The following is a 22,517-nucleotide window of genomic DNA, read 5'->3' as shown; positions in this document are numbered from 1 at the left end:
AATCTTGTTCGAATAGAAAAAAAATTTGATTAGAGCCTTAACATATGTCTAACTCATAAAACACTTACCAACTATGAAGCTTGCAATAATAGTAGCCTTTTTCATCCTTTCAGCCTCTAAAAAGATCTATGCTCAAAACGACCATTTAGAGCCAGTTAAAAGTATTTTTGATGAATACGATTTTCGTTTTGTTTACCATTCAGATATAAGAAAAATATTAATGAATGGAATGTCTGACGCTCCAGAAGTAAGGTTTTTAATCATTCCATCTTTTGCCACGGAGGAAGTTGTTGCCATAGAGAAAGAAGATGAAAATTATTATATCATTCATCATAGAATGACCAAAAGTATTTGGTATACCGATGAGAATAAAGAAGACATTAAAGTTCAAAAAACTAAGGTGCGAATAAGTAAGTTTGATGCTCAGCTTTATATTGATTTATTTAAGGCTGCGATGAGTAAAAGAAAATACCCACACAAAATGAATTTCGGTACTGATGGAAATAATTATTACTTTTCAGTTTATGATTCTCCACTTAAAACTGGAACTACTTGGTCTCCAAGAAAAGGTACGAAAATGAAAGAATTAGTCGATATAGGAAACTCTTTGATCAAACTAGCTCTGCAATCTGAGAAAGGTAAAATTGCTCAACTAAATGATGAAACTAAACTTAAAATCAATCAACTTAAAACTAGATTCTAACAGAGATGTTTTTTAAGGTTCAAATTCCAATTCAAACTTAACTTCGACCTCAAAAAATCTTATCTTTGCCATCCTTAAAAAATGAAGTAAATGATCTATAGATTAAGAGTTCTTCTGGATGCCAGTGTGGACTGTTTTAGAGATATTGAAATAGAAGACAACGCTACTCTAGAAGAGTTTCATAATGTTATTGTGCAGGCATTTCAGTTGCCTGGAGATGAGATGGCGAGCTTTTATGCCAGTGATGAAGAATGGAATCAAGGTGAAGAATACTGCCTTTTTGATATGAGCGGCGGCATGTCACCTGTTAAAAAAATGGCCGATACGCTCATGGAAAACGCCATGAGTAAAAAGAAAACCAGAATGATCTACATTTATGACTTCTTGAGTCTGTGGACATTCTCCGTAGAGCTTGCAGATGTGGTAGCACCAGTTTCTGGTACTGCTTATCCACAAGTGATTTTTTCTGTCGGTGAATTACCAGACAGTGCTCCAGACAAGGAGTTTGAAGCAGATCCTCGTTTTCATGATGATGGTGAAGAAGAGTATCGCGGTGATATAGATGACGGCGATGATGAATTTTATGATGATGAATCCTTTGATGAAAATGACCTCTACTAGACTATGATCAATCTATTTAATACCAGAATTGAAAATCTTGCCATACATCGTGTAGGTAACAAAAATAAGGGTGAACTACTACTCACGTCTAGTAACAGTACTGCGCTGGACGACGAGATGCATTCCCTATTGAAGGAGTATTTCCTAAAACCATTCCGCTCTAAGGAAGAGGCTTATTATAGTTTCTTTCATGAAGATGACTTAGAGTTTCATGATATGTACGCTTTCGCGAAAGCGGTATTCTCCACACCAGCTTCTTTACTTGAAAACAGCAAGAAGATGGCAAAACACTTGTACGAGCAATCAGAGCATCCACACATACGAAGTGGTGAGGTATACATCTGTTATTTTGACAACGTAATGGTAGACAATAATAAAACGGATGCGATTGGGATTTTTAAGAGCGAGATCAAGCAAGAATTCTTGCAATTTGAAGAAGGAGAAACGGACTTAAAAATGATCTTGCAGCAAGGTGTCAATTTAAACAAATTGGACAAAGGCGCGATTATATTTAATGTAGAAGAAGAAGCCGGATACAAGATTCTTTCTGTAGATTCTAACCGTTATGATGCTAAGTACTGGCTGGATAGTTTTCTAGGAGTGGATGTATTTGAAGATGAAAATTTCTTTACAAAGAAGTATTTGAAGTTTTGTCAGGACTTTGCAAAAGACGTGGTACTACCTGCCGAAGATAAAAAGGAAGAGGTCATGTTTATGAATCGTGCGGTGAATCATTTTGCTAAAAACGATAATTTTGAAGAGACTGCCTTTTTAAATGAAACACTCGATAATCCAGATTTAATTCCAGAATTTAGGAATTATAAAATAGAAAAAGGACCTAAGCACTCCATAGAAGATGTGAGCTCCTTCCCTATTTCTAACACGGCCGTTAGTGCCGCTCGTAAAGGAATTAAAAATGTGATCAATCTAGACACGCATGTGCAAATAAAAATGGACTTTACAAATCCTGATAGTGCAGAGAAATACATTGAAAAAGGCTGGGATGAAGAAAAACAAATGTATTACTACTTAGTTTACTTTAATCGCGAGGAGAAAAAATAGTAAAGAATATCGAATATCGAATATCGCATATCGCATAATAAGATTTGAATTTTAAATAGTCCGATAAATGAACTGAATTGTTTTATTTATCGGACTTTTTTTGATTTTATCTAGTGATCTAGATCGTGGTAATTTCTTTTTACAAAATCTAATGCCGTATTTAAAACGCCTCCCATACTTCTAGTGGATTTGAACGCAATATCTCCTGTAAATTCATGAAGTTCTCTTTTGAGTTGCTTGAATTTTGTAGGTGTAGAAATATAGTCGGCTTTCATGCATTTGATCAATTGTTTGTACCGTTTTTGAGTGTTGATCAATCGTTTTGCAATAAGAGAACGTTCTTCCTTTTTATACTGCTCGATACTTTCATTTTTTAAGCAATCTGCCACATTTAATACCATAGGTAAGTTTTCCTTAAAAAACTGAGGTCGGTACACTTTGAGTTTTCCCTCATAAGATTGCTGATCAAAGTCTATAGCACGTATCGCATAACTAACTCGGTCAAAATCGTGCGTAGGTATGACCACATAATTATAAGAACGCATGTCTCCTAGAAGTCTGATTAGGCATCGCTCATTAAACTTTACAAATTCTTTTGCTATTTGAGTAAGCTCTTGATGGTCGCAACCTTCCATATAAGTCGCTATAAACTCATCGCCAGGAATTCCTGCGATGTGCTCTTCAATTAAGGTGTTTTTATGAACTAAAAAACTAATACGATGTGGAGAAAGTAGATGTTCTAATTCAAGACCGTAAACTCTAGAAGCATCTGCTTGTTTTACGTAGAAATAGGTAAATCCATCATTCAAGATGTTACGAATTCTAATACGGAAAGGCCTTGTGTTCCCAAACGTACAGTAATCTACAGCATCGACACTCAAATAATCCAATGTTTGATCTCTACCATCACTATGAAGTATATCATAAATACGCTTCAAATTAGCATCGATTTGTTCACGATCTGCATCAGAATAGTAGCAGCGCACCCATAAAGTGTCTTCATCATTTTTATCATAAACGGTAATACAACCGGCAAATCTTAACAAATCATCATAGGAAACCGGTATTGAAGTACTTCTATTGTAACGTTTTACATAATCTTCTAATGAGCTTCCTATAGGGAATGTAGGTTTTTTATTAGACAACAACTTATCGTTGAGAACTTTTTCTGACATAAATACAGTAACATTTTTCGTTTCTTGCAGTCACATAATACAACAAAAAAACTTTATTCATGGAAACCATCCTTGAAATTAATCAACTTCATAAAAATTACGGCGCGCTTACTGCGGTAGATCGTATTTCATTTCAAATCAAGAAAGGCCATGTTTATGGTATTCTAGGTCCTAATGGTAGTGGTAAATCTACCACACTGGGCATGGTACTCAATGTCGTGAATCCCACTAGTGGTGATTATACTTGGTTTGAAGGCAATACTTCAAATCACGATGCGCTTAAAAGAATAGGTGCAATTATCGAGCGACCTAATTTTTATCCTAGTATGAGTGCGGTACAAAATCTAGAATTGGTTTGTAAGATTAAAAATATTGATCCTTCAAAAATTGAAGAAAAACTGACTGTTGTAGACTTGCTTTCGCGAAAGCATTCTCCTTTTAAAACTTATTCACTCGGGATGAAACAAAGGCTTGCGATTGCCAGCGCATTGCTTAATGATCCCGAAATTTTAATTCTAGACGAACCGACCAATGGACTTGATCCTAAAGGAATACGACAGATAAGAGATATTATTCAACAAATTGCATCTAATGGAACTACTATTTTACTTGCGTCTCATTTACTTGATGAAGTAGAAAAGGTGTGTACGGATGTTGTGGTTCTTAGAAATGGGAAAATGCTATATTCTGGTCCAGTAGGAGAAATGAATAGAAATCATGGCTCCATTTTTATAGATGCTGCAAATAGAGATGCGTTACATGAATTTCTCAAAGACAAGCCTTATGCCGGCTCTATAACAAAGCATGATGATGGTCTGGAAGTGAAACTTTATGAAGATGTAGATAATGCTCAAATCAATAAAGATGCTTTTGAAAGTGGCATAATTCTAAGCAAGCTTTTACATAAAAAGCAGAGTCTTGAAGACCAATTTATTGAATTAACTAACCAAAATTAAGCAGCGCCATGAAAAGATTATTAGATATAGAATTTCATAAATTTAGATACAGTAAGAGCAGTAAGGTGCTTACTATTATTTATTTAGTGATAGTAGTTTTACTTATGTTGTCAGGAATGATAAGAATAAGTTTTAATCAATTTAGTGGTAGTTTATCTGATTTAGGGATTTTTAATTTTCCATTGATTTGGCATATTTCTACTTATTTTACAAGTTTCCTTAAGATTTTTATTGCTATTGTAATTGTTTCATTAACTGCAAATGAATATAGTAATCGAACCTTGAAACAAAATCTTATCGATGGGTTGAGTAAAAAGGAATTGATACTATCTAAATTTTACCTTGCTACTTCTCTGGCCATATTAACTACGGTTGTTGTTTTTGTAGCATCTTTAATCTTAGGGTTGATTTATTCAGATTTCAACGAGCCTGGGATCATATTTTCTCAAATGGGTTACTTAGGAGCCTTTTTCTTAGCACATTTAGTATTCTTTTGTTTTTGTTTATTTGCAGGAATACTTGTTAAAAGAAGTGCGTTTGCTTTAGGTTTTGTTTTTGTTTGGTACATTTTTGAAGGGATTTTAAACCTGATTGCAAGAGGAATTGATGCATTTTACGATACCACCATCTATGAATGGTTGTTACATATTTTACCATTGAATGCGATGTCTAATTTAATTAAACAACCGTTTACAAAGATTGAATTAGTTCAATCTACGATGAAACAGTTGCCTATGGATGGGATTCAATTCGGTTATGACATTGAGTGGCTGGATGTAGTTTCTGTATGTATATGGAGTAGTTTATTTATATATTGGTCTTATCGACTTTTGAAAAGTAGAGACTTATAATTTTTAATTTATAATGTTCAAAAAGTGTTACCGAAATCATGGTCATGATTCTGGTAACACTTTTATGCTTATTTAAGAGATATTTAAGATTTGTTAAATGTTATTAAAATGTAATATCTGTGTATTAAATTCGCACAATGCAGAAAAAGAATATCTTCCCAATCCTTCTATTAACGGCTTTTTTATCTCTGAGCTATAGTGTTAACGCTCAATTACAAGCTTCTAATTGGTATTTTGGTTTTAATGCTGGGATTAATTTTGATCCATCTACCGGTGCAGTCACCGCTCTTACAGACGGTCAAGTATCGACTAATGAAGGTTGTGCCTCTATATCTGATGATAATGGGCAACTTCTATTTTATACAGATGGAACAGTTGTCTTTGATCGCTCGCATCAGATTATGCAAAATGGACAAGGCCTAAGAGGAAATCCCTCAAGTACACAGAGTGCTATCATCATCCCTAAGCCTCAAGATGCTAATATTTATTATATTTTCACGGTAGATCTTCCCTCTTTTGGCGGTGCTGAAGGAGTGCATTATTATGAGGTTGATATGACACTCAATAACGGATTTGGAGCTGTAACAACAAGTATCGCAAATCCACCGCTACTCGTAGCTGAGGCTGCTGAGAAATTATCTGCAATTAATCATGCAACTAATGATGAGATTCTAGTCACCACCTTTGCAAATAGTACTGGCTTTGGAAGCTATGACTCATTCCACACTTTTACAGTAGGACCTACAGGAGTAAATCCTACTCCAGTGATTTCAGCAAATGTTGCTACACCTATCGCTCAAGGCGGAGGAAGAAGAGGGAATTTAAAATTTTCACCAGATGGAAGGTTTTTAGTATCCTGTAATATGTCTAGAAATACTGGAGCAGGTAGCTACATCTATGATTTTGATCCTAATACAGGAATTGTTTCAAACGAAAGGCAATTGTTGATGCAGTCACCCAACAATAATGGTTATGGTGTGGAGTTTTCACCAGACGGTAATTTGTTATACATCACCGCTACAAATGATGCCAGTAGTAATTTACCTTCTGACCATACCAGCACGTTATATCAGTTTGCTTTAACAGCTAGAAATTTAGGAGGAACGACTTTAACTGGAATAGACGTTGACACTAGACAAGGATATAGAGGTTCTTTGCAATTAGGAATAGACGGTAAAATATATAGAGCTTTAGCCGATACTTATGATATAGGTAGACCTTTTTTAGGTGTTATCAACAATCCTAACGTCATAGGACCTGGATGCAATTATCAACATGATGCAATTCCATTAGCTGGTAGATCTTCCACCCAAGGTTTACCGCCTTTCATCCAGAGTTTCTTTGCTTTAATAGAAGTTGAAAATTTTTGTGAAGGAGATGGAACTTTATTTTCATTTCAATCTGATACTCCACCAGATGCAATATTATGGGAATTTGGGGATGGTACTACGTCCACACTCGAGAGTCCTACACATATATATGCAAATGCTGGAACTTATAATGTCGTTTTATCCTTAACAACTGGCGGTAGTACAAGAGTGTATCGTACTACTGTAGAAATATATGAATCACCAGTTGCAAATACAATTAATCCAATTGCAGCATGTGATGAAAATCAAGATGGTAGAGAAACTTACGATCTTCAAAATACAGCTACGGTTCAAATTTTAGGAGCTCAAGATCCTAACGCATTTGTCGTAGATTACTTTACAAATCAGACAGATGCAGATAGTAATGTTAATCCTATTACCATCCCATATCAATCTAGTAATGCTCAAGAAACATTAGTTGCTAGAATTTATAATAGAAGTAACGAAGATTGTTATGAAACCACAAGCTTTGATATTGAATTATTTGAACAACCTATTGCTAATCCAGTGACCGATCTAGAAGCTTGTGATGATGATTTTGATGGAATCGTTAATTTCAATTTAGATGCTCAAACAAGTACTATTTTAGGATCACAAAACCCTAGTGATTTTACAGTAAGCTACCACACTTCTCAAAACGATGCAGACTTAGGTGCAAGTGATTTACCGTTGAGCTATGACAATACAACTCCATTCCGTGAGACTATTTTTGTACGTGTAGAAAATAATCAACAAGCAGTATGTGCAGATACAAGTTTATCTTTTGATCTTGTTGTGAACCCAAAACCTGTTGCCAACGATTTTGATGCTTTCCAGTGTGATGAGGATGGCGTTGCAGATGGTAGAACTGTTTTCAGTTTTATGAGTTTTGATAATGCGATAAGCAATAACGCAACAAACGTTACCGTATCCTACTTCATCAATCAATCTAATGCAGATAATAATACCAACCCTTTAGATAATACCAATTATACAAATCTTACACCGCTTCAGACTATCATTGCCAGAGTTACTGATAATACGACAGGATGTTTCAACACTTCTACAGTTACTTTATCAGTAAGTGCGAGCGATGCTCAAAATTCTAGTTTATCCTTATGTGATAACGACGGAACCGAAGATGGGTTTACTGAATTTACCCTTTCAAATGCAAATGCAGATGTTTTAATCAGCGCACCATCAAATGTTACGGTAAGTTATTATGAATCATTGAATGATGCTTTAACAGAGCAAAACACACTTCCTGATTTATATACCAATACTATTGCAGGCAATCAAACTGTCTTTGCCAGAGCAGAGTCTCCAGACGGAAACTGTTTTGGAATAAGTGAAGTAGCTTTAACGGTAAACGACTTACCTGTTATTGAAACTTCCGAGTTTTTTGATTACTGTGGAAATAATCCGCAAGCCTTGACTTTAGACAGCGGTCTTATTACAGGTACTCCATCAGACTACACCTATTTATGGAACACAGGTGAAACAACAGAATCCATTATGGTAACAACAGGTGGTGATTATGAAGTAACCGTTTCAAATTTAGAAGGCTGTTCAAGATTAAGAAGAATTAACGTTATCATAAGTGAACCAGCTACTATCACAAGTATTGATACTATAAATGCAGGAACAAGTTCATTTGGATCAGCAACTATAAATGTTACTGGACTTGGTGATTATGAATACCGCCTTGATCCACTAGATCCATATCAAGATAGTCCATCATTTGAAAATCTAGCTCCAGGCTTTTATACCGCTTATGTAAGAGATAGAAATGGATGTGGTACTACCACACAAGATTTTAGTATTGTAGGATATCCTAGATTTTTTACTCCTAATAATGATGGCTTTAACGATTACTGGCAACTTTTAGGCGTGTCAGTGGTATTTGAACCCAATTCTGAAATATTTATTTTTGACCGATTTGGTAAGTTGCTCAAACAAGTTTCACCACAAGGCCCAGGTTGGGATGGCACCTATAATGGCTCACCTCTACCTTCCAGTGACTATTGGTTTAAAGCTACCTTGATGGATGGAACTGAATTTTCTTCCCATTTTTCATTAAAAAGATAAATTGAGATTGCCTATTTTTACAGTAGAGCAATGAAGTACTTTTTATATCTTTTAATATTTATTAGTTCCGCTTTCGCGAAAGCGCAATTAGAATCATCCTTTTGGTACTTTGGGATCAATGCAGGTATTGATTTCAGTTCTGGAACAGCAGTTGCAATAGATAACGGACAATTAGTTACCGGAGAAGGTTGCGCAACTATATCTGACCAGTTTGGAAATCTATTATTTTATACCGATGGATCCTTAGTTTATGATGCAAATCATGTGATCATGCCTAATGGAACTGGTTTGAAAGGAAACTCTTCAAGCACAAGTAGCGCAATTATAGTCCCGTTACCAGGCAACCCAAACATTTTTTACATCTTTACGGTGGACACTGATGATTTAGTTTATCGGGATACTGAAGGCCTGCATTATTCTATTGTTGACATGACACTCAACGGTGGAACTGGTGATGTAGATATTTCTAATAAAAATATTAACCTGTTACCCATTACCTCAGAAAAGCTAACAGCGATTTCTAATGCGTCTGGAGATGGATTTTGGATCATCTCACAATTTGAAGACCGATTTTTCTCTTATGAGTTGACTGCAAATGGATTATCCATGACGCCAGTCACTTCTACAGTTGCTCCTTTTATCGAGTTAGTCACCACACCTATTACAAATGTCGATGTTGCGGCAATGAGAGGTTATATTAAAGTTAATGCTCGAGGTAATAAACTTGTCGCGGCACATTTTTCCAACAACACCACAGCAGAATTTACAGGAATAACGGATGTTTTAACCGCACGTAGTATAGCTTATGCCAATGGAGGCGAGCTTTATTTATATGATTTTGACAATAGTAATGGAGTAGTATCAAACCCACAACCTTTGCTCACGAGACAAGATGGAGGCTCTATCTATGGTGTAGAGTTTTCTGGAAACGGACAGTACTTGTATGCCGAAGTAGATTATATGAACGCCTCTACATCTCAAGTATTTGATTTAATAAGAGGAGAAATTGTACAATACGATTTAACAGCCGTAAATGTTGCTAACAGTGCAACACTAGTACATCAAGATAATATTACTCCTTTTAGAGGTGCTTTACAATTGGGGCTTGATAACAAGATTTATCATTCCCGATTTCAACAAGGTGAATTGAGTGTTATAAACAATCCAGATAACGCTGGTGTTGCGGCAAACTATACCTTTAATTCCTTCCCACTTACACAAAACGCTACTGCTTGGTATGGACTTCCCATTTTTGTTCAGTCCTTTTTGTTAAATGGAGAAATTATAGCAATAGATCACTGCTTTGGTGAAGAGCAGGATTTTAATATAAATACATCGGCTAGTATAGTTTCTATAAATTGGGATTTCGGAGATCCTAATTCTGGAGCTAATAATATTTCAAGTGAGTTAGAACCGAGTCACTTATTCACAGCACCAGGAACTTATACCATCACTGCAACAGTAGAAACGTTAAATCAAATTTTTACTACAACCACAACCATAATTGTATTTGATGCAGTCATGGTAAATAGTTTTCCTGAAAAATTAGAAGTATGTGAAAAAGGGTTTGATCAAGCAACATTTGATTTAACACTTATATCGTCTGCTGCATCTACCTCAGGCAATCAAATGGTAAATTTCTATGAGCAAGAGGAAGATGCTATATTAGATGTAAATAGAATTACCAACCCATCGAGTTACATAAATCAAGATCGTTGTCAAGTTTTATTTTTTAGGGTTTCAAATGAAAACTGTTTTGAAATATTTTCTTTTGAAATATGCATAGAAAACTGTCCGATAAAGGTATTTAACGTTTTAACACCTGACGGTGATGGATTAAATGATACGTTTATCGTTTCTGGACTTTATAACATATATGATAAACATAAAATGCATATATTTAGCAGGTACGGACAGAAAATATGGGAAGGAAATAATGAAACTGGTAGCTGGAATGGAACTTCTAATACTGGCTTGTTTAGTACGGGAAGTAGATTGCCTACAGGTACCTATTTCTATGTCATAGAATTGAATGAACCAAACACAAAGCCAGTAGCTGGTTATGTATATTTACAATAAGATAGAAAAACAATAATTTGAACATGAAAAAACTACTACTCTTAACTATTATTCTAATTTTTAGTTTACAAGTCAATGCTCAAGAGGAATCATCTTGGTGGGTTTTCGGAGATGGAGCAGCCGTGGAGTTTACCCCTAATCCACAAAACAGATCATCATTACCCTTTGTTGCGGCTTCCGGTCTAGATACTGACGAAGGAGTTGGTGCCATTTCTGATGAACAAGGAAACCTACTCTTTTTTACAGATGGTAGCACGGTATGGAATCGTAATGGAAATATTATGCCTAATGGAACTGGTCTATTTGGAAACTTTTCATCTACTCAGTCTGCTATTGTAGTGAAAGCACCAGAAACTCCTGATGTATACTTTGTATTCACTGTTGGAGATTTCAGTACAGGTTTAGCTTATTCTAGGATAGAAATGAACTTGAATGGAGGTCTAGGTGACGTAGTAGCTGGAATTAAAAATATTATATTAATAGACAGTTCTGCCGAAAAAGTTGCTGCGACTATCAAAACTGGATCAAATAATGCTTACGTAATGACCTTTGCTGAGAGTAATGCTACAGCTGCAAGTCCAGGCTCTGGTGACTATAACGCTTTATTTACATGGGAAGTACGAGGTATTCCAGGCGCTGGAATTTCTTTTGTATTCCCTTCTCCTATTCCGCAATCATCTAACTCCAATTTAGGATGGTTTCCAGTAACAAACGGATCGTCTGGAAGTGAAAACGGTATGTTGCGTATATCTCCAGACGGAACTAAAATTGCAATAGCAAATCATAACTTTGGTACGGCTTCTCCAGGGAATGGTTGTTACCTTTATGAATTTAATCCAGCAAATGGTCAATTTGGCGGTAATGGATTGCAATTGGATACAGGTACCGTTTATGGTGTGGAATTCTCCGCATCTTCACAATATCTATATCACGATATCAGTACAGCTTACAGCGGTCCTGCAAGAAAAGATTTAGTTCAATATGATCTTTGTGATCCTGCAAATATTATATCTTCTAAAAATACTTTCTCTACAGTTAATAATGAATCAAGAGGTACTTTGCAATTAGGACGCGATGGGAATATTTATGTTGCTCGATTTGATCAACCATGGTTGGGTCGCATAGAAAATTCAGAAACTGCAACACCTACTTATAATGCAACGGCGGTAGATATTTCACCTGGTTTAGGTAAACAAGGGTTACCAGTTTTTATTCAATCTAATTTCCAAAGCTTTTTTACAGTAAGTGATCAATGTCAAGGAGACGCTACTGATTTCCAACTAGCATGTTTACCTCAAGTGGCTGCATCTATGTGGGATTTTGGTGATGGTAATACACTTTCAGTAACTGGTCCTGGAGTTGTACAAAATACTTATGCAACTGCAGGAACTTACACAGTAAGTGTAACTGTTACGAATGTTTCTGGCGATGTTAGAGACTTTACACAAGATATTACTATTTATGAGAACGGGATCGTAGATCCTATTGACACTACACTACTTGATTATTGTGATGATGATAACTCTGGTTCAGAAATAATAGATCTTACACAATTTACGGCAGATGTTTTAGGAACGCAAGATGCGGCAACTTTTGATATCTCGTATCACCCTACAATGACAGATGCTGAAATGGATACGAATCCACTACCTGATAATTATGACGTAAGTGTAGGAACAATTCAAGTATGGGTGAGAATTTCAAACAATATCTCTCCTGTAGATGATGGCTGTAGCGCCGTTGCCTCTTTTGATTTGACCGTAAGTACCACACCTTCTGTTTCTAACATTCCCGATTTTGAACTATGTGATGATGCCAGTGAGGATGGAATAGAGGACTTTGATCTTGCAGACTATTTACCAGTAATTGAAAATGCAGCTGGTAATCCTACAGACGTTGCCTATACTATTCATACTACCCAAATGGATGCCGATACTGGAATGAACCCAATTGATTTAACCGTTCCTTATACAAGCACTTCAGCAAACGATGTGGTTTATATTAGATTACAAAATGTTAATGATGCAGACTGTTTTGGAACTGGTATTCTTAACTTGACAGTGTTTGCTCGACCAGCAATAACTGCACCAGCCGATATCGAAGTGTGTGATGACGCGCCATTAGATGGAAGTGGTGATTTTGATTTAGATGGTCTTATTACCACTATAAACCCTACCGGAATGAACAATGTTACATTTCACAACTCTCTAAATGATGCTGACTCTGGTGTAGGTGCTTTGCCTTCTCCATATACCGTTTCTGGTAACGAAGAGATTTTTGTACGATCAGAAACTCCAGCTGGATGTTATAACACCACTAGTTTTATGATTACTGTTCTTGCTGCTCCTTCTATTGGTAACGCTCCTGATCTTACTAACATTTGTGATGATAGTGTAGATCTCAATCAAAACTTATTTGACCTTTCTGTGCAGGATGCTATTATACTAAATGGTAATAACCCAGCAGACTTTACAATCACTTATTACACAACCGATGCTGATGCCCAAGCAGGAGTAAATTCTTTACCTCTTAGTTACATAGTTCCTTTCCAAGCTGGTGTAACGAGCGATTTGTTATTTGCTCGATTAGAAGACAACACAACAGGTTGTTTTAACACATCACAGTTCACTATTATTTTTGAAAGGTGTGAAATTATATTTCCTGAAGGCTTTAGCCCTAATAATGATGGTATAAATGATACATTTTCTATTCCTGGACTTGCAGAGCAGTATAATAATTTCAACTTGAAAGTATTTAATCGTAATGGTTCTGTTATCTATGAAACTTCTGCTTCAAATTATCAAGAGTTTGCAGGAATTCCTAATACTGGATTAAACGCTGGCGATGGGTTGCTACCTACTGGAGTTTACTTCTATGTGATACAATATAATGATGTGGATATTGAAGATACCGCTAGCTGGGTATATATCAATTATTAATTGCATTTGATAAGCAAATTAAAAGTCCTAATGCTTGTGTAGTATTAGGACTTTTTTTTAGATATTTATTCCGCTTTCGCGAAAGCGATAACTAAACCAATATTTTACTATAACGTTTGATTTTTTTAATACATTTACTATGCGTGCATAACAATATTTTGTATATTGCACTACAATTTAAATTATGAGAGATAAAACAATTGATTACATTTTAAGGGCAACGTGGATGTCTGTATCAAAAATGTATAATGAACAAGCCTCAGTAAAAGGTAGTACTATGTCTACTGGTTTTGCTCTTATAAGTATTGATCCTGAAACAGGCACACCAAGTACTGCATTAGGTCCTAAAATGGGTATGGAAGCTACATCTTTATCTCGTACCCTAAAAATGATGGAAAATAAAGGACTTATTGAACGTAGAAAAAATCCAGAAGATGGAAGAAGCGTACTGATTCATCTTACCGATTTTGGACAAGAAATGAGAGAATTCTCAAAATCAGTAGTTAAAACTTTTGATCAAGTTGTAAAAAATGAAATTGAACCAGAGAAAATAGAAACCTTTCTGGAAGTAGCATATAAAATTAATGAGATCGTCAACTCAAAAAAAATATTTAAAAAACAAAGTCTATTAGCTCAAAAATAATATGGGAAAACGTAGAATAAAACATGTAACCGTAATAGGTTCTGGGATTATGGGAAGTGGTATCGCTTGTCATTTTGCTAATATAGGTTGTGAAGTTCTTCTTTTGGATATTGTCCCAAGAGAACTTAGCGATAAAGAAAAAGCTAAAGGTCTTACCCTAGAAGATAAAGTAGTGCGTAATCGCATGGTGAATGACAACCTTGCGGCAGCTATAAAAAGTAAGCCAGCTCCTCTTTATGATAAATCATTTGCAAATAGGATTTCTACTGGAAATCTTGATGATGACTTGTCCAAAATAAAGGATACCGACTGGATCATAGAAGTGGTTGTTGAAAGACTAGACATTAAAAAGTCTGTTTTTGAACAAATTGAAAAGCACCGCAAACCTGGCACTTTGATTACTTCAAATACATCTGGTATTCCTATTTCTTTTATGAATGAGGGACGTAGTGAGGACTTCCAGAAACACTTTGCAGTAACACACTTTTTCAATCCACCACGATACTTAAAATTATTTGAGGTGGTGCCAGGTCCTAATTGCGATCCTGCCGTGACAGATTTCTTAATGGAATACGGTGAGAAGTTTTTAGGTAAGACATCTGTTCTTGCAAAAGACACACCGGCATTTATAGGTAATAGAATTGGGATTTTTTCCATACAAAGTTTATTCCACACGGTTAAAGAAATGGGGCTTACAGTTTCAGAAGTAGATAAATTAACCGGACCAGTTATAGGTCGAGCAAAGTCTGCAACCTTTAGAACAGTAGATGTTGTTGGATTAGATACATTAGTTCATGTAGCAAATGGTGTCTATGAAAACTGCCCACAAGATGAGCACAAAGACACATTTAAACTACCAGATTTCATCAGTACGATGATGGAGAATAAATGGTTGGGATCAAAAACTGGTCAAGGATTCTATAAAAAGAATGTAGATAAAGCAGGAAAGAAAGAGATTTTAGCCTTGAATCTAGATTCTATGGAATACGAGAATCAGCCTCGCGCAAAGTTTGCGACGCTTGAATTGACAAAGTCCATAGATAACGTAGCAGATCGTTTTCCTGTTTTGATTAAAGGAAAGGATAAAGCTGGTGATTTTTATAGAAAATCATTTGCTTCTTTGTTTGCTTATGTACAACATAGAATTCCAGAAATATCTGACGAGCTTTATCGCATAGACGACGCGATGAGTGCAGGATTTGGCTGGGAACATGGACCATACCAAGTTTGGGATGCCGTAGGTGTTGCAAAAGGTATCGAACTTATGGAAGCAATCGGAAAAGAACCTGCACCTTGGATCACAGAAATGTTAGAAAAAGGATTTGAATCCTTCTATACAGTTAAAGATGGAGCGACATACTACTATTCTATTCCAGATAAGGACTATGTGAAGAAACCAGGTCAGGATGGATTTATTATTCTTGACAATTTACGAGCAAATGCACCAGTATTTAAAAATTCTGGAGTTACAGTTCATGATATAGGCGATGGAATCTTAAATGTTGAATTTACATCCAAAATGAATTCTATCGGTGGAGACGTTTTAGCAGGATTAAATAAGGCCATCGATATTGCGGAAGATCGTTTCGACGGATTAGTTGTGGCAAACAATGGAGCTAACTTTTCTGTAGGAGCAAACATCGGGATGATATTCATGATGGCTGTAGAGCAAGAATATGACGAGCTCAACATGGCAATTAAGCAATTCCAAAACACCGTAATGAGGTTGCGTTATAGCAGCATTCCTACGATAGTAGCGCCTCATCAAATGGCATTAGGTGGTGGATGTGAAATGACCATGCACTCTGATGTTGCTGTAGCAAGTGCAGAGACTTATATTGGTTTAGTAGAGTTTGGCGTAGGAGTCATTCCTGGTGGTGGTGGCTCTAAAGAAATGGCACTGAGAGCTAGTGATACTTTCGAGAAAAACGACGTAGAATTAAACAGACTTCAGGAATATTTCTTGACAGTAGGAATGGCAAAAGTGGCTACTTCAGCTTATGAAGCATTTGATCTAGGTATCCTTAGAAAAGGAACTGATCATGTTGTGGTAAATGATAATAGACGTATCGCTTTCGCGAAAGCGCAAGCACGACTATTAGCAGATAAAGGTTACACACAAGCTCCAATGCGTAAGGATATCAAAGTATTAGGAAAGCAAGCGTTAGGTATGTTTTTAGTAGGAACAGACCAAATGGAAGCTGGAAAGTATATATCTGAACACGATAAGAAAATCGCTAACAAACTAGCATATGTAATGGCTGGTGGAGATTTAAGTTCTCCTACTCTAGTATCGGAACAATACTTGCTAGACCTGGAACGTGAAGCGTTTTTAAGCTTAACAGGAGAACGCAAAACATTAGAACGCCTACAACATATGTTGCAAAAAGGTAAACCGTTAAGAAACTAAGAAGATGATGAAAACCGCATATATAGTAGCTGCAAAAAGAACAGCTGTAGGAAAAGCACCTAAAGGAGTTTTCCGATTTAAAAGACCTGATGAGCTTGCTGCCGAAACCATTGAGGCAATGCTTAAAGATGTTCCTAATCTTGATAAAACAAGAATAGATGATGTAATCATAGGTAACGCCATGCCAGAAGCAGAGCAAGGATTGAACATGGCGCGTCTAATTTCATTGATGGGATTAAAAATTGATGATGTACCAGGTGTAACAGTTAATAGGTACTGTGCTAGTGGTGTTGAAACCATCGCGATGGCAACCGCAAAAATCCAATCCGGAATGGCAGATTGTATCATCGCTGGTGGTGCAGAGTCTATGAGTTATATTCCAATGGGTGGATATAAGCCTACTCCAGATTATCGCGTTGCCAAAGCTGGTAATGAGGATTATTATTGGGGAATGGGACTAACAGCTGAAGCCGTTGCAAATGAATTTAATGTATCTCGAGAAGATCAAGATCAGTTTGCATACAATTCACATCAAAAAGCCTTAAAAGCACAAGCTGAAGGACGTTTCCAAGATCAAATCGTTCCTATACAAGTAGAAGAAACTTTCTTAAACGATGATGGAAAAAAGGAAACAAGAACTTACACAGTTCATAAAGATGAAGGACCACGAGCAGATACTAAATTAGAAGTTCTCGCAAAATTACGTCCTGTTTTTGCAGCTGGTGGTTCTGTAACTGCTGGTAATTCTTCACAAATGAGTGATGGTGCTGCAATGGTTTTAGTTATGAGTGAAGAAATGGTGAAAGAATTAAACTTAGAGCCTGTTGCACGTATGGTGAACTTTGCCGCTGCAGGTGTTCCTCCTAGAATTATGGGAATAGGACCTGTAAAAGCAATTCCGAAAGCATTGAAACAGGCTGGTCTTACTTTAAATGACGTTGATATGATAGAGTTAAACGAGGCGTTTGCGTCTCAATCTCTAGCTGTTATACGTGAGTTAGGTCTTAATCCTGATATTATAAATCCTAATGGAGGAGCAATTTCTTTAGGACATCCACTAGGTTGTACAGGAGCAAAATTAAGCGTTCAGTTATTTGATGAAATGCGCAAACAAGATATGAAAAACAAGTATGGATTGGTTACTATGTGCGTAGGGACTGGTCAAGGAGCTTGTGGAGTTTATGAATTTCTTTCTTAATAGATAATAGAAATTAGAGATAAGAAATTAGATTAATGAGTCAACGAAAAAGACATAATCATAGAAACCTCAAGATTTGGCAGCTGGGTACAGAAATCATGACAGATGTATATGATTTGACCGCAAGCTTTCCAAAACGTGAGGAATATAGGTTAACGTCTCAATTAACTAGTTGTGCCGTTTCAATGCCGTCTAATATTGCGGAAGGTTCAGCTAGAACAGACAAAGCTTTTAGTACTTTCTTAGATTATTCTCTAGGTTCTTCATTTGAATTGGGAACCCAATTAATAGCTGCACGACATGCAAAATATATTTCAAATGAAGAGTTTGAAATTTTAGATAATAAAAACAATGAATTTCAAAGAATGGTAATTGGATTTATGGGACAGTTATAAAGTCTTATTTCTAATTTCTCATCTCTTAATTCTAATCACTAAAGGTCAAATAAAAGATAAAAGATAGATATGTCACAAGAAACGATAAATAAAGAAAGTATGATACGCGGTGGACAATTCATCGTAAAAGAATCAAATCCAGAAGATATTTTTACTCCAGAAGATTTTTCTGATGAGCAAAAAATGATGCGTGATAGCGTTACAGAATTTGTGGATAAAGAAATTGTTCCTCATAAAGAACGTTTTGAAAAGAAAGATTACGCACTTACCGAAGAAGTAATGCGTAAGGCTGGTGAAATGGGATTCTTGGGAATTGCTATTCCCGAAGAATATGACGGTTTAGGAATGGGCTTTGTTTCTACTATGCTCGTTTGTGACTATATTTCTGGAGCTACTGGTTCTATTGCGACTGCTTTTGGAGCACATACTGGTATTGGTACTATGCCTATCACTTTGTATGGTACAGAAGAGCAAAAGAAAAAATATGTGCCTAAACTTGCTACTGGTGAGTGGTTTGGAGCTTATTGTTTAACAGAACCTGGTGCAGGAAGTGATGCCAACTCTGGTAAAACTAAAGCAGAACTTACCGAGGATGGAAAACACTATAAAATTAACGGTCAGAAAATGTGGATCTCAAACGCCGGTTTCTGTAATGTATTTGTAGTATTTGCTCGACTTGGAGACGATAAAAACATTACTGGTTTTATCGTAGAAAATGATCCTAGCAATGGTATTTCCATGGGTGAAGAAGAGAAGAAGTTAGGTATCCACTCCTCTTCTACTCGACAGGTATTCTTTAATGACTGCATGGTTCCTGTAGAAAATATGCTGGCTGGTCGCGGTGAAGGATTTAAAATAGCTATGAATGCATTGAATGTAGGTCGTATAAAACTTGCAGCAGCATGTCTAGACGCACAACGTCGTGTTATTACACTGGCTACACAATACGCCAATGAACGTGAGCAATTCAATACTCCTATTGCAAAATTTGGTGCGATCCGTAAAAAGATTGCTGAAATGGCTACTAACGCTTATGTAGGAGAAAGTGCTTCTTATCGTGCAGCAAAAGACATTGAAAACAGAATCCATAAACGTCAAGAAGAAGGAGCAACTTTTGCAGAGTCAGAATTGAAAGGAGTTGAAGAATTTGCTATAGAATGTTCTATTCTTAAAGTAGCCGTATCTGAAGACATGCAAATTTGTAGTGATGAAGGTATACAGATTTATGGTGGTATGGGCTTCAGTGCAGATGCTCCTATGGAAGCTGCATGGAGAGATGCTCGTATATCACGTATCTATGAAGGTACTAACGAGATCAACCGCATGCTAGCAGTAGGAATGCTAGTTAAAAAAGCTATGAAAGGTCATGTGAATCTTTTAGAACCTGCTATGGCAGTAGGAAATGAGCTTACTTCTATCCCTTCTTTTGACACTCCAGATTTCTCTGAGCCGTTGAGCGAAGAAATGGATATGATCAAGAAATTGAAAAAAGTATTTTTAATGGTAGCAGGAAGCGCTGTTCAAAAATTTGGACCAGCCTTAGAAGAAAACCAACAATTACTTCTTGCTGCGTCAGATATTCTTATTGAAATCTACATGGCAGAAAGTGCGATTCTAAGAACCCAAAAGAATATTGCTCGTACAAGTGTAGAAGCTCAAAAAGAGCAAATTGCCATGTCACAATATTACCTCTATCAAGCTTCAAAAATTGTTCAAGCTAGAGCCGAAGAAGGAATATCCAGCTTTGCAGAAGGTGATGAACAACGTATGATGCTTATGGGATTAAAGCGTTTTACTAAGTATACTAACTTACCTAACATTGTAGGATTGAGAAATACAATTGCAGATACTGTAACAGAGGCTAATAAATATCCATTTTAGAAGTCTTTAGACTTTCTATAAGCCGCTACCAAGTTCAATTGTTAGCGGCTTTTTTTTGTTTTATAATCTCGCTTTCGCGAAAGCGGTTAACTAAACAAACTAAGAGTATTAACAAATCCTAAACACCAGTTGTGTAGGCTTATTTTAACTTTGCAGCTATGAATAAATTGTTTGAAAATTTTAATGTTGAAAAAGGGTTTGAACTGATTTTAGATTACGGTATCCCTATTTTAAAAGCAATTCTTATCTACATTATAGGTAGATGGTTAATTAAAAGAGTTGTGAAGCTAGCCAGAAAATTTATGTCCTTACGTGAGTACGATGTGACATTAGAAAAGTTTCTACTTAACCTCATTAGCTGGGCATTGTGGATCTTACTAATGGTATCGATTATAGGCACGATAGGTATAGAAACAACTAGCTTTGCAGCAATAATAGGAGCCGCAGGACTAGCTATAGGACTTGCTTTACAAGGCTCTTTATCTAATTTTGCAGGTGGCGTTTTATTACTGTTATTTAAACCTTTTAAAGTAGGTGACACGATTGAAGCACAAGGTATCACTGGAACTATAAAAGAAATCGATATTTTACAAACTAAAGTGGTGACCTTTTCTCGTAAACTAGCGATTATACCTAATGGCCCATTACTTAATGGTAATATTATAAACTTTAATAGTGAAGGTATTTTGAGATGTGAGACTATGATAGGTGTAAGTTATGATGCAGATGTTCCTAAAGTTCTTGAGACATTAAGAAAGTTGTGTACTGATCATCCACTAGTGTTAGAAGAGCCAGCACCTGTAGTAGAGGTTACTGAAAATGCAGGAAGTTCTATCAATATAATTGTACGTCCTTATACACTTACTGCAGATGTTTGGACAGTTAACTTCTATTTACAAAAAAACTTTAAACCTGCATTAGATGCCATTGGAGTTGAAATTCCTTATCCACATCAAGTGGAAATACAAAAGCAAGGATAATTTAACTCTAATTATATTACAAAGTCACTTCAATCGAAGTGACTTTTTTTTGTTTAAAATCGATTATGAGCATTTTTTAATTGATGAAAAGCAAAAGGAATAAAATGTATCTATCATTTTTAAAATCTGATTTATAAGTCAATAGCTTTGCTTAAAACAACCTATAAATAATTTTAAAATGATTCAAAACCCAATTGTTGAAGCTGAAAACGCAGATATCAATATTGATTCTAGCGGTTTCAGTATTGAGAATATAACAAGTTATGCACTTGAATATGGTGTGCCTTTATTAAAAGCAATTTTAATTTACATCATAGGAGCATTCATCATTAAAAAACTTGTGAAGTTCGTACGCAAGTTGATGGAGAAAAGAGATTATGACCTCACCTTAAGAAAGTTTTTAACTAATCTTATTAAGTGGACATTAACTGTTCTATTAGTGGTTACTGTCGCAGGTACATTAGGAGTTGAGACAGCAAGCTTTGCAGCAATCCTAGCAGCAGCAGGTCTCGCGATAGGTCTTGCGTTACAAGGCTCATTATCTAACTTTGCAGGTGGAGTGCTAATTCTAATATTTAAACCTTATAAAATAGGAGATTTAATAGAGGCTCAAGGTGAGTTAGGTGCTGTTAAAGAAATAGACATTCTCGTTACAAAGCTAATTACCCCACAAAATAAACTTGCTATTATTCCCAATGGCCCGATGGCAAATGGCAATGTCGTAAATTACTCTGCAGAAGGTAAAATGAGAGTTGATACCACTGTAGGAATAGGCTATGGTGAAAATATAAAACAAGCAAAAGATGCCTTATTAAGTATGCTTGAATCAAACTCTCAGGTTCTAAAAGATCCAGCGCCTTCTGTGAATGTGAGCGAGCTAGCAGATAGTTCTGTAAATTTAGCTGTAAGACCATACTGCAAACCAGAAGATTATTGGGATGTATATTTTTGGACAGTAGAAAACACAAAGTTAACTTTAGACAAGGAAAATATCGAGATTCCTTATCCGCATGCAGTAGAAATCAAGAAAAAAGCATAATTAAAACTATTATTCCTCCACAAGAGCCAATCTATTATGATTGGCTTTTTTTTGATCTCGCTTTCGCGAAAGCGTCACAAGAAATAAGTAAAAGTTGAACAATCCAGATTCCATTCTTTAACAATTTAGTAGAGTTTCAAAGTTTGCT

16 protein-coding genes are annotated in these 22,517 nt (G+C 36.0%); 15 read left to right on the top strand and 1 reads right to left on the bottom strand.

Annotated elements, in window-relative coordinates:
* Positions 1-73: 73 nt before the first annotated feature.
* From DDD_RS12660 to DDD_RS12650, 3 genes are all read left to right on the top strand, one after another.
* Positions 74-703, top strand: coding sequence for a hypothetical protein (locus DDD_RS12660; RefSeq protein ID WP_015363293.1), 630 nt, complete (start codon positions 74-76; stop codon positions 701-703).
* A gap of 90 nt (positions 704-793) precedes the next feature.
* Positions 794-1,324 carry an IS1096 element passenger TnpR family protein gene (locus tag DDD_RS12655; RefSeq protein WP_015363292.1) on the top strand — a complete coding sequence of 177 codons (531 nt, stop codon included), beginning with the start codon at positions 794-796 and terminating at the stop codon, positions 1,322-1,324.
* 3 nt (positions 1,325-1,327) lie between these two features.
* Positions 1,328-2,386, top strand: a complete 1,059-nt coding sequence (locus tag DDD_RS12650) for a nucleoid-associated protein (protein WP_015363291.1) — start codon at positions 1,328-1,330, stop codon at positions 2,384-2,386.
* A gap of 110 nt (positions 2,387-2,496) precedes the next feature.
* Here the strand turns inward: DDD_RS12650 and DDD_RS12645 are convergent, their stop codons facing one another.
* Complete coding sequence (locus DDD_RS12645; protein WP_015363290.1) at positions 2,497-3,561, bottom strand: hypothetical protein; 1,065 nt, start codon at positions 3,559-3,561, stop codon at positions 2,497-2,499.
* A 59-nt stretch (positions 3,562-3,620) separates the two neighbouring features.
* Between DDD_RS12645 and DDD_RS12640 the strand changes: the two genes are divergently transcribed.
* From DDD_RS12640 to DDD_RS12585, 12 genes are all read left to right on the top strand, one after another.
* The gene (locus tag DDD_RS12640) at positions 3,621-4,517 is read left to right on the top strand and encodes an ABC transporter ATP-binding protein (protein WP_015363289.1); all 897 of its coding nucleotides are present in this window, start codon (positions 3,621-3,623) and stop codon (positions 4,515-4,517) included.
* Between the two features lie 8 nt (positions 4,518-4,525).
* The gene (locus DDD_RS12635) at positions 4,526-5,368 is read left to right on the top strand and encodes an ABC transporter permease (protein WP_015363288.1); all 843 of its coding nucleotides are present in this window, start codon (positions 4,526-4,528) and stop codon (positions 5,366-5,368) included.
* A 137-nt stretch (positions 5,369-5,505) separates the two neighbouring features.
* Positions 5,506-8,805 (top strand): T9SS type B sorting domain-containing protein, encoded by a 3,300-nt coding sequence (locus DDD_RS12630; protein ID WP_015363287.1) that lies wholly within the window; start codon positions 5,506-5,508, stop codon positions 8,803-8,805.
* 30 nt (positions 8,806-8,835) lie between these two features.
* Complete coding sequence (locus tag DDD_RS12625) at positions 8,836-10,884, top strand: T9SS type B sorting domain-containing protein (RefSeq protein ID WP_015363286.1); 2,049 nt, start codon at positions 8,836-8,838, stop codon at positions 10,882-10,884.
* Positions 10,885-10,907: 23 nt separating this feature from the next.
* A complete protein-coding gene (locus tag DDD_RS12620; protein ID WP_041567151.1) occupies positions 10,908-13,823 on the top strand; it encodes a T9SS type B sorting domain-containing protein in 2,916 nt (971 codons plus the stop codon).
* A 184-nt stretch (positions 13,824-14,007) separates the two neighbouring features.
* Positions 14,008-14,466, top strand: coding sequence for a MarR family winged helix-turn-helix transcriptional regulator (locus DDD_RS12615; protein WP_041567150.1), 459 nt, complete (start codon positions 14,008-14,010; stop codon positions 14,464-14,466).
* A gap of 1 nt (position 14,467) precedes the next feature.
* Positions 14,468-16,876 carry a 3-hydroxyacyl-CoA dehydrogenase/enoyl-CoA hydratase family protein gene (locus tag DDD_RS12610; protein ID WP_015363282.1) on the top strand — a complete coding sequence of 803 codons (2,409 nt, stop codon included), beginning with the start codon at positions 14,468-14,470 and terminating at the stop codon, positions 16,874-16,876.
* A 7-nt stretch (positions 16,877-16,883) separates the two neighbouring features.
* The gene (locus DDD_RS12605; RefSeq protein ID WP_041567149.1) at positions 16,884-18,074 is read left to right on the top strand and encodes an acetyl-CoA C-acyltransferase; all 1,191 of its coding nucleotides are present in this window, start codon (positions 16,884-16,886) and stop codon (positions 18,072-18,074) included.
* 35 nt (positions 18,075-18,109) lie between these two features.
* Entirely contained in the window at positions 18,110-18,469 is a 360-nt protein-coding gene (locus DDD_RS12600) for a four helix bundle protein (RefSeq protein WP_015363280.1), read from the top strand.
* 69 nt (positions 18,470-18,538) lie between these two features.
* Positions 18,539-20,350, top strand: a complete 1,812-nt coding sequence (locus DDD_RS12595) for an acyl-CoA dehydrogenase family protein (protein ID WP_015363279.1) — start codon at positions 18,539-18,541, stop codon at positions 20,348-20,350.
* Positions 20,351-20,508: 158 nt separating this feature from the next.
* Positions 20,509-21,330: a mechanosensitive ion channel family protein gene (locus DDD_RS12590; protein ID WP_015363278.1), complete on the top strand. Its 822-nt coding sequence runs from the start codon at positions 20,509-20,511 to the stop codon at positions 21,328-21,330.
* 178 nt (positions 21,331-21,508) lie between these two features.
* Positions 21,509-22,369, top strand: coding sequence for a mechanosensitive ion channel family protein (locus tag DDD_RS12585; RefSeq protein WP_015363277.1), 861 nt, complete (start codon positions 21,509-21,511; stop codon positions 22,367-22,369).
* Positions 22,370-22,517 lie beyond the last annotated feature (148 nt).

Source organism: Nonlabens dokdonensis DSW-6, from assembly GCF_000332115.1.
GTDB classification, from domain to species: Bacteria; Bacteroidota; Bacteroidia; order Flavobacteriales; family Flavobacteriaceae; genus Nonlabens; species Nonlabens dokdonensis.
This window is presented reverse-complemented; position numbering and strand designations above follow the sequence as displayed.

Excerpts from the sequence above, each read along its gene's own strand:
- DDD_RS12660 (WP_015363293.1), top strand. The coding sequence starts at position 74 with ATGAAGCTTGCAATAATAGTAGCCTTTTTCATCCTTTCAGCCTCTAAA.
- DDD_RS12655 (WP_015363292.1), top strand. The coding sequence starts at position 794 with ATGATCTATAGATTAAGAGTTCTTCTGGATGCCAGTGTGGACTGTTTT.
- DDD_RS12650 (WP_015363291.1), top strand. The coding sequence starts at position 1,328 with ATGATCAATCTATTTAATACCAGAATTGAAAATCTTGCCATACATCGT.
- DDD_RS12645 (WP_015363290.1), bottom strand. The coding sequence starts at position 3,561 with ATGTCAGAAAAAGTTCTCAACGATAAGTTGTTGTCTAATAAAAAACCT.
- DDD_RS12640 (WP_015363289.1), top strand. The coding sequence starts at position 3,621 with ATGGAAACCATCCTTGAAATTAATCAACTTCATAAAAATTACGGCGCG.
- DDD_RS12635 (WP_015363288.1), top strand. The coding sequence starts at position 4,526 with ATGAAAAGATTATTAGATATAGAATTTCATAAATTTAGATACAGTAAG.
- DDD_RS12630 (WP_015363287.1), top strand. The coding sequence starts at position 5,506 with ATGCAGAAAAAGAATATCTTCCCAATCCTTCTATTAACGGCTTTTTTA.
- DDD_RS12625 (WP_015363286.1), top strand. The coding sequence starts at position 8,836 with ATGAAGTACTTTTTATATCTTTTAATATTTATTAGTTCCGCTTTCGCG.
- DDD_RS12620 (WP_041567151.1), top strand. The coding sequence starts at position 10,908 with ATGAAAAAACTACTACTCTTAACTATTATTCTAATTTTTAGTTTACAA.
- DDD_RS12615 (WP_041567150.1), top strand. The coding sequence starts at position 14,008 with ATGAGAGATAAAACAATTGATTACATTTTAAGGGCAACGTGGATGTCT.
- DDD_RS12610 (WP_015363282.1), top strand. The coding sequence starts at position 14,468 with ATGGGAAAACGTAGAATAAAACATGTAACCGTAATAGGTTCTGGGATT.
- DDD_RS12605 (WP_041567149.1), top strand. The coding sequence starts at position 16,884 with ATGAAAACCGCATATATAGTAGCTGCAAAAAGAACAGCTGTAGGAAAA.
- DDD_RS12600 (WP_015363280.1), top strand. The coding sequence starts at position 18,110 with ATGAGTCAACGAAAAAGACATAATCATAGAAACCTCAAGATTTGGCAG.
- DDD_RS12595 (WP_015363279.1), top strand. The coding sequence starts at position 18,539 with ATGTCACAAGAAACGATAAATAAAGAAAGTATGATACGCGGTGGACAA.
- DDD_RS12590 (WP_015363278.1), top strand. The coding sequence starts at position 20,509 with ATGAATAAATTGTTTGAAAATTTTAATGTTGAAAAAGGGTTTGAACTG.
- DDD_RS12585 (WP_015363277.1), top strand. The coding sequence starts at position 21,509 with ATGATTCAAAACCCAATTGTTGAAGCTGAAAACGCAGATATCAATATT.